The following is a 16694-nucleotide window of genomic DNA, read 5'->3' as shown; positions in this document are numbered from 1 at the left end:
GAACTTGAAAAATTTTAAAAGTAGGAGTATACTAACGATAGTTAAAAAATTATCAATGGAAGAAAAGGAGAGACAAGCAATGAGCAGATTTTGTTTACCAAGAGATATTTACCATGGTAAGGGCTGTTTAGAAGAGCTGAAAAACCTGAAAGGAAAGAAAGCCATTCTGGTAGTCGGAGGAGGCTCCATGAAACGCCAGGGATTCCTCGACAGAGCAGTGAATTATCTGAAAGAGGCAGGCATGGAAGTACAGCTCTTTGAAGGAGTTGAGCCGGACCCGTCTGTTGAAACAGTTATGAAAGGTGCAGAAGCCATGAGAGCATTCGAGCCTGACTGGATCGTTGCTATGGGCGGCGGATCACCGATCGATGCTGCAAAAGCAATGTGGGCATTCTATGAATATCCGGATACAACATTCGAAGATCTGTGCACACCGTTTAACTTCCCGGAATTAAGACAGAAAGCGAAATTTGCAGCAATTCCGTCTACATCCGGTACAGCTACAGAGGTGACTGCATTCTCCGTTATCACAAACTATCAGACAGGAGTAAAATATCCGCTTGCTGACTTCAACATCACACCGGATATCGCCATTGTAGACCCGGATCTTGTTGCAGGACTTCCGGTAAAACAGGTTGCCTACACAGGAATGGACGCTCTTACTCATGCGATTGAGGCTTATGTTTCCACACTGAATGGACCATTTACAGATCCGCTTGCACTGCAGGCAATCGAGATGGTACTGGATTATCTGCCGGCATCCTACCATTGTGATATGGACGCAAGAGAGCAGATGCACTACGCACAGTGCCTGGCCGGAATGGCATTCTCCAATGCACTGCTTGGTATTGTACACTCTATGGCTCATAAGACAGGAGCTGCATTCTCCACAGGACATATTCCGCACGGATGCGCGAATGCAATTTATCTTCCATATGTTATCAAATACAATGCAAAAGATCCTGTAGCAGCAAAACGTTACGCAGAGATCGCACGCAGGATGGGACTTCCGGGAACATCTGAAAAAGCATTAATCAACAGCCTCGTTGCAAAGATTGATGCATTCAATGTAGAACTCGGAATCCCGAAAACATTAAAAGAATTCGGAATCAACGAAGAAGAATTTAAAGAAAAACTTTCCAGTATCGCAGAACTTGCAGTCGGCGATGCATGTACAGGATCCAACCCGAGAAGCATCACACCTGCAGAGATGGAAAAACTTCTCACATGTACATATTACGGAACAGAGGTAGACTTCTAAATACCGTATGACCGCCGCTTTTTCGGAAGCGGCGGTTTCCTTTTGGCGAAATTGTGAATTCCTTATCGAAAAAAACAGTTTCCCTGTAAGAATTTACTTGATATTTTATGAACAATATCTTATGATAATTAAAGTATAACAATTAGGAGGCATGGGAGATGTACAAAATTTTAAAAGCAAAAGACCTTGCAGAAAATATTTTTCTCATGGATGTGGAAGCTCCTCGTGTTGCGCGCCATTGCGAGCCGGGGCAGTTTGTCATTGTAAAAATGGATGAAAAAGGTGAGAGAATCCCGCTTACAATTTGTGACTACGATAGAGAAAAGGGAACGATCACAATTGTAGTACAGGTGGTTGGAGCATCCACTAAGAAAATGGCAGAGTATAAAGAAGGAGAATATTTCCGTGATTTCACAGGACCGCTTGGACGTCCGTCCGAGTTCATTTCCGAAGATCCGGAAACATTAAAGAATAAAAAAATCCTGTTCGTGGCAGGCGGTCTTGGAACTGCGCCTGTATACCCGCAGGTAAAATGGCTGCATGAGCACGGCGTTGATGCAGATGTCATCATCGGTGCAAAGACAAAAGATCTTGTAATCATGGAAGAAGAGATGAAGGCAGTAGCAGGTAACGTTTATGTCTGCACAGACGATGGAAGCTACGGACATGCCGGCATGGTTACTTCCATGGTGGAGAAGCTTGTAAAAGAGGAAGGAAAGCATTATGATGTCTGTGTTGCAATCGGACCGATGATCATGATGAAATTCACATGCCTCATGACAAAGGATCTGGGAATTCCGACGATCGTCAGCATGAACCCGATCATGGTTGACGGTACCGGAATGTGCGGTGCATGCCGTCTGCACGTAGGCGACGAAGTGAAGTTCGCATGCGTAGACGGTCCGGAATTTGATGGTCATCTTGTAGACTTTGACGAAGCGATGAAGAGACAGCAGATGTACAGAACAGAAGAAGGAAGAGCAATGCTGAGACTGCAGGAAGGCAATACACATCACGGCGGATGTGGAAATTGTGGAGGTGACAATTAAAATGGGAGACGTATTAAAGAAAGTACCGGTCCGTGAACAGGATCCAAAGGTGAGAGCTACAAACTTTGAAGAAGTATGTTTAGGATATAATGCAGAAGAAGCCATGGAAGAAGCTTCCCGCTGCATCAACTGCAAAAATGCGAAATGTATTCAGGGATGCCCGGTAGCAATCAATATCCCGGCATTCATCAAAGAAGTAAAAGAAGGCGATTTTGAGGGCGCATATAAGACAATCGGTCTTTCATCGGCACTTCCGGCTATCTGCGGACGTGTATGTCCTCAGGAGACACAGTGCGAAGGAAAATGTATCCGCGGTATTAAAGGCGAGCCGGTTTCCATCGGTAAACTGGAGAGATTTGTTGCGGACTACGCTCTGGAACATGACATCAAACCGGTTGGAGCAGAAGTGAAAAACGGACACAAAGTTGCCGTAATCGGTTCCGGACCGGCCGGCCTGACATGCGCAGGCGACCTTGCTAAGATGGGATACGATGTGACTGTATTCGAAGCACTCCATGAACTGGGCGGTGTACTTGTATACGGTATTCCGGAATTCCGTCTTCCAAAACAGAAAGTTGTTGCAAAAGAGATCGAGAAAGTAAAAGAACTCGGTGTTAAATTTGAAACAAACGTTGTAATCGGTAAATCCACAACGATTGATATGCTGATCGAAGAAGAAGGATTTGAGGCCGTATTTATCGGGTCCGGTGCAGGACTTCCGAAATTTATGGGTATTCCGGGTGAGACAGCAAACGGTGTCTTCTCCGCAAATGAGTACCTGACAAGAAGCAACCTGATGAAAGCTTTCGATGACAGCTACGATACTCCGATTGTTGCAGGAAAGAAAGTAGCCGTAATCGGTGGTGGAAACGTTGCAATGGATGCAGCGAGAACAGCACTTCGTCTTGGAGCAGAAGTACACATTGTGTACAGAAGAAGTGAAGAAGAGCTTCCAGCCCGTGTGGAAGAAGTTCATCATGCAAAAGAAGAAGGAGTTATCTTTGACCTTCTGACAAACCCGACTGAAATCGTGACAGAAGACGGATGGGTAAAAGGTATGAAGTGTGTAAGAATGGAACTCGGTGAGCCGGACGCATCCGGAAGAAGACGCCCGGTTGTCATTGAAGGATCTGAGTTTGAGATGGATGTTGATACTGTCATCATGTCTCTTGGAACTTCCCCGAACCCGCTGATTTCTTCTACAACAGAAGGCCTGGAAGTCAACAAGTGGCAGTGCATCGTTGCAGACGAAGAGTTCGGTAAGACATCTAAAGAAGGTGTTTATGCCGGTGGAGATGCTGTAACAGGTGCGGCAACGGTTATCCTTGCCATGGGTGCAGGAAAAGCCGGAGCAAAAGGTATCCACGAATACTTAAAAGACAAATAAAACCGACAGAAATAGAGAAGCGAAGATAGCAATGGGGCTGTAGATATGAATCTGCGGTCCCATTTTATCTTCTGCGCGGAAAACAGGAGGAAACGAGATGCTGACACAATTTAACCATTATCTTCCGGTCAATCTGATTTTTGGTGCCGGAAAGACAGAAGAGCTGGGAAAGGAGACTGCAAAATACGGGCGCAAGGCAATGATTGTTACAGGACAGAACAGTACAAAGCGAACCGGGCTTCTGGACCGGGCAAAGGCGCTTCTGGAAAAAGAGGGCCTGGAAGTCGTGATCTTTGACAAGGCGGAGCCAAATCCCCTTGCCTCTACAGCCATGAAGGGTGCAGCTGTTGCGAAAGAAGAAGGTTGTGATGTGATTGTCGGCCTGGGAGGCGGAAGCATTATGGACTGCAGTAAGGCAGTGGCATTTGCCGCCTGCAATGAAGGAAATATTTTTGACTATATTTACGGGATAAAAAAAGGAGACAAAGCCCTTCCGCTGATTCTTGTTCCGACGACATGCGGAACCGGAAGCGAAGGAAACTGCTTTGCGGTTCTGACAGAGGATGAGACAAAAGACAAGAAGTCTCTTCGGGATAACGCGGTTATTGCAAAGGCATCCATCATTGATCCGGAACTGATGACGACAATGCCGGCTTCTGTTCTGGCATCCGTTGGATTTGATGCACTCTGCCATTGTATGGAAGCTTATCTGAGCAAGATCTGTGACCCGATCACGGAAATTACTGCACTGGAAGGTATCCGACTGATCGGGAATAACCTGCTGACAATTTACGAGGAGAAAAAGCAGGGGATGACAGAACCGTCCAAAATGAATATGGATGCATGGAGCGCGGTTTCTCTTGCAAGTACCTATGGAGGCATGGTGATTCATCAGGCAGGAGTAACAGCACCGCATGGTCTGGAACATCCGGCAAGCGGTATGCGCAATATCACCCATGGAAGAGGACTTGCTGCTCTGACTCCTGTCATTTACCGCAGGACAATCGATGCGGCGCCGGAGAAATTTGCAGTGATTTCCAAATGCCTGGGAGGAACAAACGAGAATGACTGTGTGAGTGTGATTGAACATCTTCTGGATTGCCTCGATCTTCGCACGACCCTTTCCAGAGAAGGAGTGCTTGCGGAAGACGTGGAATGGATGACTAAAAATGCATTTAAAGTTTCCGCAGCCGGCATTCAGAATCATCCGAAAGTATTTACCGAGGAAGAGGTACGCCGGATTTATCTGGAGGCACTGTAGCAGGAAAAACAGAATGAGATGTAAAAGGAGACACGGAAGCTTTGAGAACAGCTGCAAACTTCCGTGTCTTTCTTGTTATTCTGCAAAGGACCGGAAGTTTCGGCCTTTTTTCTTGGAAAGAGAAAGAAAATAGGGTATAATAATAAGATACATATAATACAAGAGGTGGCTTGAATGATGGAAGAAAAAAAGATGATGATCGTCGGTATTGGAGGCGTAGGCGGATACCTCGCCGGGATGACCGGACAGAAATATAGTAACCTGACACTGATTGCAAGAGGAAAACGTGGAGAGGCTCTCAGAGAGCATGGAGTAGTGCTTCACAGTGATTATAACGGGGAAATGGTAACCAGAGCCGCAGCCGTCCTGGAGAGCGCGTCAGAAGCAGGAGCGGTACAGGATCTGATTTTTCTCTGTGTCAAGACCTATGCGCTGGAGGAAGTATGCAGCACTCTTGCTTCCTGTGTGGATGAACATACGATCATTGTGCCTGTGATGAACGGCGCGGACACTGCACAGAGGGTGCGGGAGTATCTGGGAAAAGGACTGGTCGTAGATTCCGTAATCTACACGACTGCCGCCGCAAATAAAGATTATTCCATCACACAGCTTGGACAATATACAAAAATTATCCTTGGAGCGTCTGATCCGAAGGAGAAGGAAGCAGCGCAGGAGGCTTTCAGAGTTCTCCAGACGGCGGGAATCGACTGCGAAGTATACGAGGATGTCAGACAGGCGGTGTGGGAGAAGTATATTTTTAATTGTGCTTACAACGTCATTACGGCGTATTATCTGGAAACTGTGGAGAATATCCGTGACCACGAAGACAGAAGAAGAGAATTTCATACATTACTTGAGGAGGCACTGGCTGTGGCAGAAGCAGCCGGAGTTCACATCAGGGAACATTATATTGATGAAGAATATACGAGATTTCTGGGGCTGAATGAAGGATCTACCAGTTCCCTGAAGCGGGATGTGGAAGCGGGACGCCCATCCGAATTTGAGACATTCGGAGGATACCTGATTAAGACGGCAAAAGAGCTTGGAGTGCCGGTTCCGCTTTCAGAACAGTTTTATGATGGATTAAAAGAAAAAATAAAAGGGAAGGCAGACTAGAGACTGAAATTAGAAAATGAGGTAGGAAACGTGACAGCAAAGAAGGAAACAACATTGGAAGGTATGAACTTTTTAGATGAAATCAAAGAAAAACTGACAAAGAAAATTGCACAGATGAACGAGGAGATTACAGCCGGGCAGAAAGACATCGAGAGTATGCATGAATATTACTGGGAAAATTATACAGAGATGGACCAGTATGGCTACGAAGATTATGATAATCAGCAGGCTCTTCTTCAGCGTGTCAATGCGAATCAGGATTCTCTGCGTCTGAAGGCGAGATACGAAAAAATGTTGGATTCTCCTTTTTTCGGCAGAGTGGATTTCTGCTATGACGGAGACGATGAGCCGGAAGTATTTTACATTGGAATCGGGAATTTTGCAGAAGAAGCAGGAAAAATTCCGTTGATTTATGACTGGAGAGCTCCGGTAAGCGGCCTGTTTTATGATTATGATAAAGGACCGGCCTTTTACGAAGCACCGGCAGGAAAGCTGGAGGGAGAAATCACATCCAAGTGGCAGTATAAGATCCGAAGAGGAAAACTGGTCTATGGATTTGAAAGCGATGTCAAAATCGATGATGAGATTCTAAAGCAGGAGCTTGGAACAAACAGCGATGTACAGCTGAAAAATATTGTCCGGACGATTCAGAAAGAGCAGAATGCGATTATCCGGAATACCAACGACAAGATCCTTATGATTCAGGGAGCAGCCGGCAGCGGGAAAACGTCGGTGGCTCTCCACCGGATCGCCTATCTTTTATACCATGACCGGAAGCACCTGAAATCGTCAAGTATACTGGTGCTTTCACCGAACAGTGTATTTTCCGATTACATTTCCCATATCCTTCCGGAACTCGGAGAAGAGAATATCCGGGAAATGAGTCTGGATCTGTTTGCGTACCGGGAGCTGAAAAAGATTGTTCCGGATTGTGAAGACCGGTATCATCAAATCGAGCACCGGCTTGCAGGAATGGACGAAGCAGAATGGAAACGCTGTCAGTGGAAGCAGTCCAGAGACTGTATTGGAGCGATGGAAGGATTTCTGGCACAGCTCGAAGAATGGCTTGTCAATCTGAAGGGTGTTCATTTCCGTGGCCTGGAAAAGACAGAGGAAGAGATGATCCGCCTCTTTTATTTCAAATTCCAGGAAGTTCCTGTCCTTGCGAGGATGGGAGCAATCATGGAATATTTTGTAGATGAATACGAAACCAGATACAGTACGGAACTGTCGGAAGAAGAGGTGGAGAAGCTGCGGACGAAGTTTAATGCCATGTATACGACAGTGGATGTCTATAAGATCTATAACTGGTTTCTGGAAGAACAGGGACTTCCTCTGCTTCCGGATGTCCCGTATGACAGAAGATATCTTTCTTATGAGGATGTCTATCCGATGCTGTATTTAAAATACCGACTTGAAGGGGCCGGAAGACAGGACCAGATCCGGCATCTGGTAGTGGATGAAATGCAGGACTATTCCTACCTGCAGTATACGATTCTCTCCCTTCTATTTTCCTGTCCGATGACGATTCTGGGAGACCGGGCGCAGACGATGGAGGAAGAGCAAAATGATGTGACACAATTTCTTCCGCAGATCCTGGGAAAACACCTCAGAAAGATCGAGATGAACAAAAGCTACCGCAATACCGTGGAGATTGCCAGATATGCAGAAACACTCGGCGGCATCAAAGAGACAGAGCTTCTGGACCGGCATGGAAAGGCGGTGGAAGAAGCAGAGTTCTCATCCGGGGAAGAACGTACCTCTCAGATTCTGAAACAGGTAAAAACCGGACCGGACGGCTATGAGACAGCGGCGGTGCTTACCATGACAGAACAGGAAGCAAAAGAGATTTATGAGAACATCCGGGAAAAGACAGATCAGGTTCATTATATTGACCGGGACAGCTCCAGATTCGGACGCGGTCTGACGGTTACAACGTTTTACATGGCCAAAGGTCTGGAATTTGATCAGGTATTTACTGCGGCTTGTAAGGAGCAGACGGGCCTGACCAGACAGGCAGAGTACATCTGCGCTACGAGAGCACTGCATGAGCTTTACGTGTACAGAGTCTGATTCCGGACGGAGGAAAAAGGAATGGGGAAAACACAACAGAAAAAACGATTATTGTATATTGATATTTTAAATATACTTGCATGTCTGTGCGTGATTTTTATGCATTGCAACGGGATTGCGCACCAGTATTCCGATACAGCCGCATGGAGACAGAGCATGGTGATCGAAACGATTGCATACTGGGCGGTTCCGGTCTATTTTATGATATCCGGAGCGACGCTTCTGGACTACCGGGATAAATATCTGACCAGAGTCTTCTTCAAAAAGAGGTTTTTGAAGACAGGGATTCCATTTGCCGCATGGACGCTGATCAGTCTGGCATACAAAATCCAGTTTCAACAGATGGAATTCGAGCCGGGTTTGTCCAGTATCGTCAGCCTGTTTACCAATACAACAGCCGAGAATGTGTACTGGTTTTTCATTCCGCTGTTTATGGTTTACCTTTCCATGCCGGTACTGTCGCTTTTGAAAGATTACAAGCATATTCTGCTTTATATGGCGGGGCTGGCGTTTTTGGTTTATTCTGTTTACCCGGTCTGCTGTATTGTGTTTCAGATCCCGATGAACGGATCAATACAGATCCCTGTGGCAGGCGGATATATTCTATATGTCATTCTCGGGTATCTGCTTGCAACGACTGACATGACACGAAAGACAAGAATTCTTTTCTATATCCTTGGCCTTGCAGGGGCAGGAATCCGGTTTGGAAGTACGATTCTTGGATCATCAGAAAGCGCCGGACTGGATCAGACTTTCTGGGGATACATGAAATTTCCGGCGGTCTTTCTGGCTGTCGGAGTCTTTGTAGCGGCGAAATACGGACCATGGGACAAGCTGGAAAATACTCCGAAGATCCGCCGGATTGTCACTACTCTTGCCGGAACCGGATTTGGTGTCTATCTGATGCATATGATCGTTTTCCGTATCCTCCAGGATGCGACGGGCCTCAGTATGGAGTCCGGGTGGTGGCGGCTTGTTATGCCGTTTGTGATCTATGGAATCTGTGTGGTACTGGTATTGATTTTGAAAAAGATTCCGGTATTGAAATACATCGTTCCGTAAATGGAGCATTGGAGTAAAAGAGAAAAAGGAGAACAACGTGAAAATAACACTGATTACTGTAGGAAAAATCAAAGAGAAATATCTGAAAGATGCCATCGCAGAATACAGCAAGCGGCTTTCGCGATACTGCAAGCTGGAGATCATTGAAGTGGCTGACGAGAAGACACCGGATCAGGCTAGTGAAGCGGTGGAAGAAAGCATCCGTGATAAAGAAGGGGAGCGGATTTTAAAGTACATTCGGGACGATATGTATGTGATTACGTTGGAAATTGCAGGGAAAATGCTGACATCGGAAGAATTTGCAAAAAAGATCGAACAGCTCGGTGTACAGGGAACCAGCAGCATCGCCTTTGTGATCGGAGGCTCTATCGGACTGGGAAAAGAAGTTCTGAAGCGTTCAGACTTTGCATTAAGTTTCTCGAAGATGACATTCCCGCATCAGCTCATGCGGGTAGTACTGCTGGAACAGATTTACAGAGGATATCGGATTATCAATGGAGAACCATATCACAAATAAGTGCGGTTTTCGCACTTGGGTGTGATATGGTGGGAAGTAATAAGGCATGTAAAGTATTTGGAAAAGGAGTGGATTATACGCAACTTTTGGTTGACAAATATTGAGTTACAAAAATTAAAATCGGAAGTCACGGAAGATGAGTACAAATATACAATCAATGAAGCTGAAAAGAAGCATTTTTCGTATTGGCTGATAATTATTGTTCCTTTTATAATGGCACTGGTTGTATTAATGTTTTACTATTACTTTTACCAAGGATAAATATAGGTGATACAGAGTAAAGAATAGTGTCTGTTAAGAACTAAGATTTTTGTGCGAGAGTTAGTTTGCTAATTGAAAGGTGATGGAAATGAAGAATTATACAACAATATCGAAGGCGGCATTAGCAATATGTATAGGTTTAATTATTTTATCTGTGGTAAATGGGATTACGGGATTTATAAATTCTGCTATTTCATTTAGCGGAACAGCAATCTGCATTCTTGGATTTTCCATAGCGATATTTGCGATTACAATATTAGAGAAAGAAAGAGCAAAAAGGAAACACGGATAACAGATGGCAAAAAGAAATCTTGAATATAGAGGTGGCTGTAATTTGAAGGAGTGGATCTTAAGACGCAGTTTAGAAGAGAGTGGACAGGTAATGTTCTGCTCTTTTTTGTATGCGCAGAGGATGGTATCTTTTATATTTCTTTGAAAAAATACAGAATAAGGTCTTCTCAAAAATGGTCAACTATATATAATAAAAATTAACCAAGTTGGTCAAAAGGAGGATTCATGAACGAAAAGTTTTATAGTCTGCCAAAGGAAAAGCAACAGGCAATTATCAATGCCGGCTATCGGGTATTCTCACAGAACAGTTATAAAAAGAGTCCGATGCAGGAGGTCGCTGATGCAGCAGGAATCAGTAAGTCGCTTCTTTTTCACTATTTTCAAAATAAGAAAAAATTTTATATGTTTCTCTGGACGACCTGCGGCAGAATTTCTATTTCTACAATGACGGCTTATGGATGTTATGACCGCAGAGATCTGTTTGAAATGATGGAACGGGGATTAAGGGCAAAAATGCATATTATGAAAAAATATCCCTTAATGGGGAACTATGTGATCCGTGCCTTTTATGAAACCGATCCTTCTATTCAAACGGAAATCGAGAAGAGCTATGCCAGATTGATTTCTATGAAAGCTGCCCCGTCGTGGGCTAATCTGGAGCCGGATCAGTTTGTTGAGGGCGTGGAGCCTGAGAGAATTCTCAGGGAAATGTATCTTGTCTCAGAGGGATATCTGTGGGAACTACAGAAGAAGGGTTCTCTGCAGACAGAAGAGGACATCGAAAAAATAGAAGTGGACTTCCGGGAAATGATTGCATTCTGGAAAAAGATATATCTGAGAAAGAAGGGTTAAATGATGAACGCAATACGAACAGAGGGGCTTACGAAATATTATGGAAGGTCCCGGGGAATTGTCGATCTTGATCTGGAGGTATGTGAGGGTGAATTCTTTGGATTTATTGGTCCAAATGGAGCCGGAAAAAGTACGACGATCCGTATTCTGATGGGACTGATACAGAAAACTCATGGCAGCGCATGGGTACTGGAAAAGGATATTTCCAAAGAAAAAGAACAGATTCTGTCTGAGATCGGTTATCTTCCCTCAGAAGCGGTTTTCTATCCAGATATGCGAGGCCGGGATCTGATCCGCCTTTCGGCGGAGCTGCACCGGAAAGACTGCCGGAAAGTATCCGCTGATCTGTGCGAGCGTCTGCAGCTGGATCCTTCTCGACGGATCGGCGAGCTTTCGTTTGGAAACAGGAAGAAACTGGCTGTTATCTGTGCCCTGCAGCATGATCCAAGACTCTGCATTCTGGATGAACCAACCGGAGGGCTGGATCCTCTGATGCAGCGGGAATTCTTTGAAATACTGAAGGAAAGAAACAAGAAGGGCATGACAGTATTCCTTTCCTCACATATCCTCTCCGAAGTCCAGCGCTTTTGCGGCCGGGCTGCGATTATACGGGAGGGCAGAATTATAGCTTCCGGAAGTGTGGAGGAACTGGCACGTACAAACGCAAAACGGATTTCTGTCCGGGGAAATTTTGACCCTTCCGGTCTGCCGGATGTACGGGATCTGCAGAAGGCTGATGACTCCACCAGTTTTCTGTACAGTGATGATATCAATCTGCTTCTGGACAGACTTAGCCGGCAGCGAATTATGGATCTTAGCATATCTGAACCGGATCTGGAAGAGATTTTTCTTCATTATTATACGGAAGGAGAGGAACAGGTATGACAATCTTCAGACATGAACTGCGTCAGGGCCGGACAGCTCTGATTATATGGACTGTATCCATCGCATTTCTTTTTGCGGTATGTGTTTTTTTATTTCCAGAGATGAAGGGAGAAATGGATCAGGTCAGTGACGTTTTTTCGACCATGGGAAATTTCAGTGCTGCCTTTGGCATGGATCAGGTAAGCTTTGGTACCTTGACCGGTTTCTACGCTATTGAATGTGGAAATATCCTTGGACTTGGAGGAGCTTTGTATGCCGCCATGTGCGGGATCTCAATGCTGTCTAAAGAAGAAAAAGGGCATACGGCAGAATTCCTTCTGACCCACCCGGTCAGCCGGACACGAATCATGAGCGGAAAACTTGCGGCGTTATTTTTTCAGATTATGGTCCTCAATGCCTTTGTACTGCTCATCTCAATAATCTCCATTTATGCGGTGGGGGAAGATATTCCCTGGAAAGAGATTCTCCTGCTTCATCTGGCCTATGTTCTATTGCAGATAGAGATTGCGTCCATATGTTTCGGTATTTCAGCCTTTCTGCGGAAAGGAAGTCTGGGAGTCGGTCTTGGACTTGCGATTATACTCTATTTTCTTAATATTATTGCAAATATATCTGAATCCGCTGAATTTCTGAAGTATATTTCTCCGTACGGTTACGCAGAAGGTACAGAAATTGTAACAAATATAAGCCTGGACGGAGTAATGGTAGTGCTGGGAATGCTCTATGGAGCATGCGGGATTGCTGCAGGCTATATGAAATACAATAGGAAAGATATTCTATAGAAAACGGATTTGAGACATCCAGACAAGCGTGTCGGGTTGAAAATACGGCATTTTCTCACTTTGTGTCGTGTAAATAATCGGACTTTTGACATACTCTGTTACTCAAGGAGGTATGGTGAATGGATCAGAAAAAGACAGGTCAGTTTTTGAAAACGCTGCGTAAAGAAAAAAATATCACGCAAGAAGTGCTGGCAGAAGCATTAAATGTATCCAGCAGAACAGTATCCAGATGGGAAACAGGGGTATCACTTAGATAAAGATACCACACCAATCCCACGCGGACTTTTGCTCAACCGATACAGCCGGAGGGCTGGATAACAAGAAAAGGCGGTATGCGCCCCGTGGAGGGGTAGCGTACCGCCTTTTCTTGTGGGGGTTTCCAAAGGGGGCAACGCCCCCATTTGGCACACGACTTTGCGAAGCAAAGTGTAGTGTGTTATACGCTCTGTCGGCGTTGCCGTGAAAATGCCGTTGCCGCTGGGGAGGGCAAGGGCATTTGAAGCGGCAGGAAAACAGGGCTGTGCTTGTGTGGCGTGGAGCCGCAAGCGCAGGTCTGTTTTCGACAGCAGACAGGGCGTATATGAACACCCCCGTTCTTCGTCCTACGCTCTGACTTGTGGACAAAGTGTCCCGAAGTTGTGGCCACACTCCCGGAAAAATAGCAGGACAGCGGGCAACCGTCAAGACTGAAATGAACGGGTTTGCACCCGGTCTTGACCGCCGTCCGCCGCCCCGCTGGATGGGTGGACAAGGCGGCCAATCCCTCAAAGTGCTTGGCCGCTCTCTTTCTGATTTTGAGGTATTCAGTTTTTCAAAATTGAATAATCAAAATAAATTTTTTCGATTGAAAAAATTTTATTTGTTATCATCTTCAATGCCATATTTTTTCTTTTGCCGAATCACATAATTACTGATTTTTTCATCATATAGTGGATACTGGTAATCCAACTGGCATGCCACTTCTGACGAAACCTCCCGGAACAATGCCATACATTGTTCAAAGGATTCCCACATATGGGGATAGGAATCCATATTATAAGTGGACATAAGTCGTTCCCACAATTCCTCTGGGACATATTGCTTCATAAATTTATAGTTTTTTCCCAAACTGAAATGAAATCCCTGTTTGATACCAATCAGCCAGGAAATCATGCGAAGCAATTCTTTTCGTACTATATCATTCATATGGTCAATAGCAAAAAGAATTTCTTTGCGGCATAAGCCCTTTACTACATATGTTGTAGTATTCCAAAATTCATTACAGCAATCGTCAAACATTCTTTGAGTAGGCTTCTGCAAGTGGTAGTCTATATCCGTTGGTATTGGCGGCTTTACGATACGGTTGTCTTTATCCAACAGTAACTTTACCAGTTTATCCCATGTAAAATACTCGTCTATCAGTTCCAGCGGCAGCAAAGTTAAATCTATCTTAACATCATCAGTAAACAGCATTAAATATGAAAATCCCTTTTCTACAGCTGGAAATAATTCCATATCTTCCGGCTTTTGCAGAATCAACCTTTCACCAAATATATCTAGCCATTTATCATCACTTGTGAAGCTGTCCATATCCGTAACAAAAAAAGTAATATCAAAATCCTGAAAATCATCAGGCGGAATATTTGTATTTGTTCTAGATCCTTCCAAAGTAACCATGCGAATGCGTTTGTCTGTTTTTGCAAAATTCAAAACAATATCATAAACTTCCTTTTCTGATCTCATTTTTATCTCCTCCAATTATTGAAATAGGTGTGAAGCCATTTTAGGGCTTTCCCGCCTTGATTACCCTTTAGCAAAGACGGGCGGGACTGTCAACGGCGGCGCATGAAATGCGCCGTTCATCTTGACCGTTGACTGGCTCGGCTGGCTTTGCTATCTTCCTGACAAATGGGAATGTCTAAGATAGTAAAGACGTCCCACATGCAACTCTTTCTTTTATTGCGGAAACCGTATCTTTAATTGTGAATGTAGTTGTGTCTATGACATTTGATTCATATACTCCCAAACCGGAAAATTGCTCCCACATTGTTTCCACTAATTCAATATTTGTTTTTCTATCTAATTTTGAGCGTTCCACAGCTCGCTTCATAGTTTCTTTTTTACTCGCTCTTAATACAATATAGTGTACCTCGTAATCTTCTTGGGCAAGAGCTTTCCATGGCTCCAAAAACCATGGCCCGACAATCCCATCTACAATTACATCATATCCGCCACGAGCATATCGCTTTGCAGCTTCTAAAAAGGCTTCAATGACAACCAGATTTTGCTCGTTGGATTCTGGCAAATGTGGTGGTATTGCGCCTTTGCTTAAGTAATGAAAAAAGTCATCGGTGTGCATATGCACTGATTTATCCATATCTGATTCCTTTGCGACAATTGACGCAGTTGTTGTTTTTCCTGTCCCCGGTGAGCCTGTAATCACAATAATTCTTCCTTGATTCATCTGTATTTTCCCTCACAATTCAAATTTATCACTTTGTTCCTGCCTGCTCAATCATCTTCTTCGCAAACTGCTGGAACATTTCAACAGTTTCTTTATCCATCGGTGTAAGCTGTCCGATCTGTCCAGCTATCATCGCCGTTACATCGTCAATGGAAAGTGGTTTTTGTTTCTGTTCCGCCAGTGCGTCCCGCATGGCTTGGAACATAGCGGCGGTCACAGCTTCTCCCGGCTGTTCCCCGTTGTCAATGTCTTTCTTAATGTCCCGCAGGATAGCCAGGAACACATTTTTGATTTTTTCAATCTCCGCTTCATGTTCCCCTATCTTTTGGGCGTTCAAAAGCTGTAAATCCTGCTTCGCTTCTGCCCGGTGTTCCGGGTGTTCTTTCATCAGGTCGGACAGGGAAGCCGTTGCCATCTCGATAAGCTGGTTTCTTGCTGTTATGCCCTTTGCCGCCGTATCCTGAAAATAAATCCGTATCAAATCTATCAGCTTAGGAAAATTCCTGTGTTCCAACAGGCGGTTGAGGATTTGCACATCAACAGCACCCGTCACAAGCCCCCTCACGGCTCCCTCGGACAAGCCTAATTCAGAAATATCGTAGCTTTTACGAACGCTCACGGTAGACAAGCCCAGTATGTAGTCTGTCGATACCTTAAATTCCTTTGCCACACCTATGAGAATATCACTGCTGACCGTTCTTGTTTCGCCGCTGACAATGCGGCTCAACTGGGAAGCGGAAACGCCTATCTTCTCCGCAAGTTCCTTTTGTGTGATGTGGTTCCCGTTGCATAAATCGGAAATCCGCTGTCCGGGCGTTCCGGGTAAAGCCATAGATACGCACCTCCTCCGCATACTTCCATTATACAGAATGATTGCAAAAATGCAATTTCCAAAGTGTAAACTTCATCAAAATGCAATTCTCGCAATATTCCGGGAATTGCATTTTTTTCGTGTAGACTTAGGGTAGTTCATCGATGGACGGCACCTTGAAAACAGAATGACCGTCCGAAAAGGAATACCCCGGCTGGGGAAGCACCGCAAGGAGTCGGACTTCGGGACAAAATGTCCCGAAGTTGCGAGGAGCGTGCCAACGCCGGAACACGCCGCAGGAATGGGGCAGGAAACCTTTTCGGGGAGAACGGCAACGGAAAGCAAAATGGAGGGAACGCATGAGAGATAATGCTCATGTTGAGAATTGACCTGTATTTTTTTGCACAAAAGGAGAAATATTATGCTTGAAAAATATTGGATAAAATGTCCAATTTGTAACGGAAAGACGAGGGTTCAAGTATTTTATAATACGGTATTAAGAAATTTTCCTCTTTTCTGCCCTAAATGTAAATGGTGTGGTATAAAAAAAGTTGACAGCTTATTCTCAAGGATTTCATAATAAAACCAAGAGAATAAGGAGGCATTCAAAGTGGCACGTAAATATGACCATGAATACAAAGTA

Annotated in this window: 17 protein-coding genes; 14 read left to right on the top strand and 3 right to left on the bottom strand. The window is 44.7% G+C overall.

Annotated elements, in window-relative coordinates; genetic code table 11:
* Window positions 1–79 precede the first annotated feature (79 nt).
* The 13 genes from H6A32_RS05225 to H6A32_RS05165 all read left to right on the top strand — a co-directional run bounded on the left by H6A32_RS05225 (window position 80) and on the right by H6A32_RS05165 (window position 13054).
* Window positions 80–1261, top strand: a complete 1182-nt coding sequence (locus H6A32_RS05225; protein ID WP_087168004.1) for an iron-containing alcohol dehydrogenase — start codon at window positions 80–82, stop codon at window positions 1259–1261.
* Between the two features lie 158 nt (window positions 1262–1419).
* Window positions 1420–2310 (top strand): sulfide/dihydroorotate dehydrogenase-like FAD/NAD-binding protein, encoded by an 891-nt coding sequence (locus H6A32_RS05220; protein WP_087168003.1) that lies wholly within the window; start codon window positions 1420–1422, stop codon window positions 2308–2310.
* A 1-nt stretch (window position 2311) separates the two neighbouring features.
* Complete coding sequence (gltA, locus tag H6A32_RS05215) at window positions 2312–3697, top strand: NADPH-dependent glutamate synthase (RefSeq protein WP_087252034.1); 1386 nt, start codon at window positions 2312–2314, stop codon at window positions 3695–3697.
* Window positions 3698–3794: 97 nt separating this feature from the next.
* Window positions 3795–4958: an iron-containing alcohol dehydrogenase gene (locus tag H6A32_RS05210; RefSeq protein ID WP_191426795.1), complete on the top strand. Its 1164-nt coding sequence runs from the start codon at window positions 3795–3797 to the stop codon at window positions 4956–4958.
* A 174-nt stretch (window positions 4959–5132) separates the two neighbouring features.
* The gene (locus H6A32_RS05205; protein ID WP_204863886.1) at window positions 5133–6074 is read left to right on the top strand and encodes a ketopantoate reductase family protein; all 942 of its coding nucleotides are present in this window, start codon (window positions 5133–5135) and stop codon (window positions 6072–6074) included.
* Window positions 6075–6104: 30 nt separating this feature from the next.
* Entirely contained in the window at window positions 6105–8147 is a 2043-nt protein-coding gene (locus H6A32_RS05200) for a HelD family protein (RefSeq protein ID WP_346342247.1), read from the top strand.
* A gap of 21 nt (window positions 8148–8168) precedes the next feature.
* Window positions 8169–9209 (top strand): acyltransferase, encoded by a 1041-nt coding sequence (locus tag H6A32_RS05195; protein ID WP_118635579.1) that lies wholly within the window; start codon window positions 8169–8171, stop codon window positions 9207–9209.
* A 37-nt stretch (window positions 9210–9246) separates the two neighbouring features.
* Entirely contained in the window at window positions 9247–9726 is a 480-nt protein-coding gene (gene rlmH / locus H6A32_RS05190; protein WP_087167998.1) for a 23S rRNA (pseudouridine(1915)-N(3))-methyltransferase RlmH, read from the top strand.
* A 349-nt stretch (window positions 9727–10075) separates the two neighbouring features.
* Window positions 10076–10279 (top strand): hypothetical protein, encoded by a 204-nt coding sequence (locus H6A32_RS05185; RefSeq protein WP_140398848.1) that lies wholly within the window; start codon window positions 10076–10078, stop codon window positions 10277–10279.
* 224 nt (window positions 10280–10503) lie between these two features.
* Window positions 10504–11130, top strand: coding sequence for a TetR/AcrR family transcriptional regulator (locus H6A32_RS05180; RefSeq protein ID WP_204863885.1), 627 nt, complete (start codon window positions 10504–10506; stop codon window positions 11128–11130).
* A 3-nt stretch (window positions 11131–11133) separates the two neighbouring features.
* Window positions 11134–12015, top strand: a complete 882-nt coding sequence (locus H6A32_RS05175) for an ABC transporter ATP-binding protein (protein ID WP_204863884.1) — start codon at window positions 11134–11136, stop codon at window positions 12013–12015.
* The gene (locus tag H6A32_RS05170) at window positions 12012–12797 is read left to right on the top strand and encodes an ABC transporter permease subunit (RefSeq protein WP_204863883.1); all 786 of its coding nucleotides are present in this window, start codon (window positions 12012–12014) and stop codon (window positions 12795–12797) included. The genes H6A32_RS05175 and H6A32_RS05170 overlap by 4 nt, the downstream gene beginning before the upstream one ends.
* Before the next feature lie 119 nt (window positions 12798–12916).
* Window positions 12917–13054 (top strand): helix-turn-helix domain-containing protein, encoded by a 138-nt coding sequence (locus tag H6A32_RS05165; RefSeq protein WP_204863882.1) that lies wholly within the window; start codon window positions 12917–12919, stop codon window positions 13052–13054.
* Between the two features lie 598 nt (window positions 13055–13652).
* Here the strand turns inward: H6A32_RS05165 and H6A32_RS05160 are convergent.
* The 3 genes from H6A32_RS05160 to H6A32_RS05150 all read right to left on the bottom strand — a co-directional run bounded on the left by H6A32_RS05160 (window position 13653) and on the right by H6A32_RS05150 (window position 16072).
* Window positions 13653–14519: an aminoglycoside 6-adenylyltransferase AadE gene (locus tag H6A32_RS05160; protein WP_001255868.1), complete on the bottom strand. Its 867-nt coding sequence runs from the start codon at window positions 14517–14519 to the stop codon at window positions 13653–13655.
* Window positions 14520–14694: 175 nt separating this feature from the next.
* Entirely contained in the window at window positions 14695–15240 is a 546-nt protein-coding gene (locus H6A32_RS05155) for an AAA family ATPase (protein WP_001071501.1), read from the bottom strand.
* A gap of 28 nt (window positions 15241–15268) precedes the next feature.
* A complete protein-coding gene (locus H6A32_RS05150) occupies window positions 15269–16072 on the bottom strand; it encodes a helix-turn-helix domain-containing protein (RefSeq protein ID WP_002334816.1) in 804 nt (267 codons plus the stop codon).
* 400 nt (window positions 16073–16472) lie between these two features.
* On the opposite strand from H6A32_RS05150, the gene H6A32_RS05145 reads away from it, so the two are divergent.
* Window positions 16473–16631, top strand: a complete 159-nt coding sequence (locus H6A32_RS05145) for a cysteine-rich KTR domain-containing protein (protein WP_204863881.1) — start codon at window positions 16473–16475, stop codon at window positions 16629–16631.
* The last annotated feature ends 63 nt before the right edge of the window (window positions 16632–16694 follow it).

Source organism: Drancourtella massiliensis (assembly GCF_016900655.1).
GTDB classification, from domain to species: Bacteria; Bacillota; Clostridia; order Lachnospirales; family Lachnospiraceae; genus Sellimonas; species Sellimonas catena.
The sequence above is the reverse complement of the archived record's forward strand: the minus strand, read 5'-3'. Positions and strand labels throughout refer to the sequence as shown.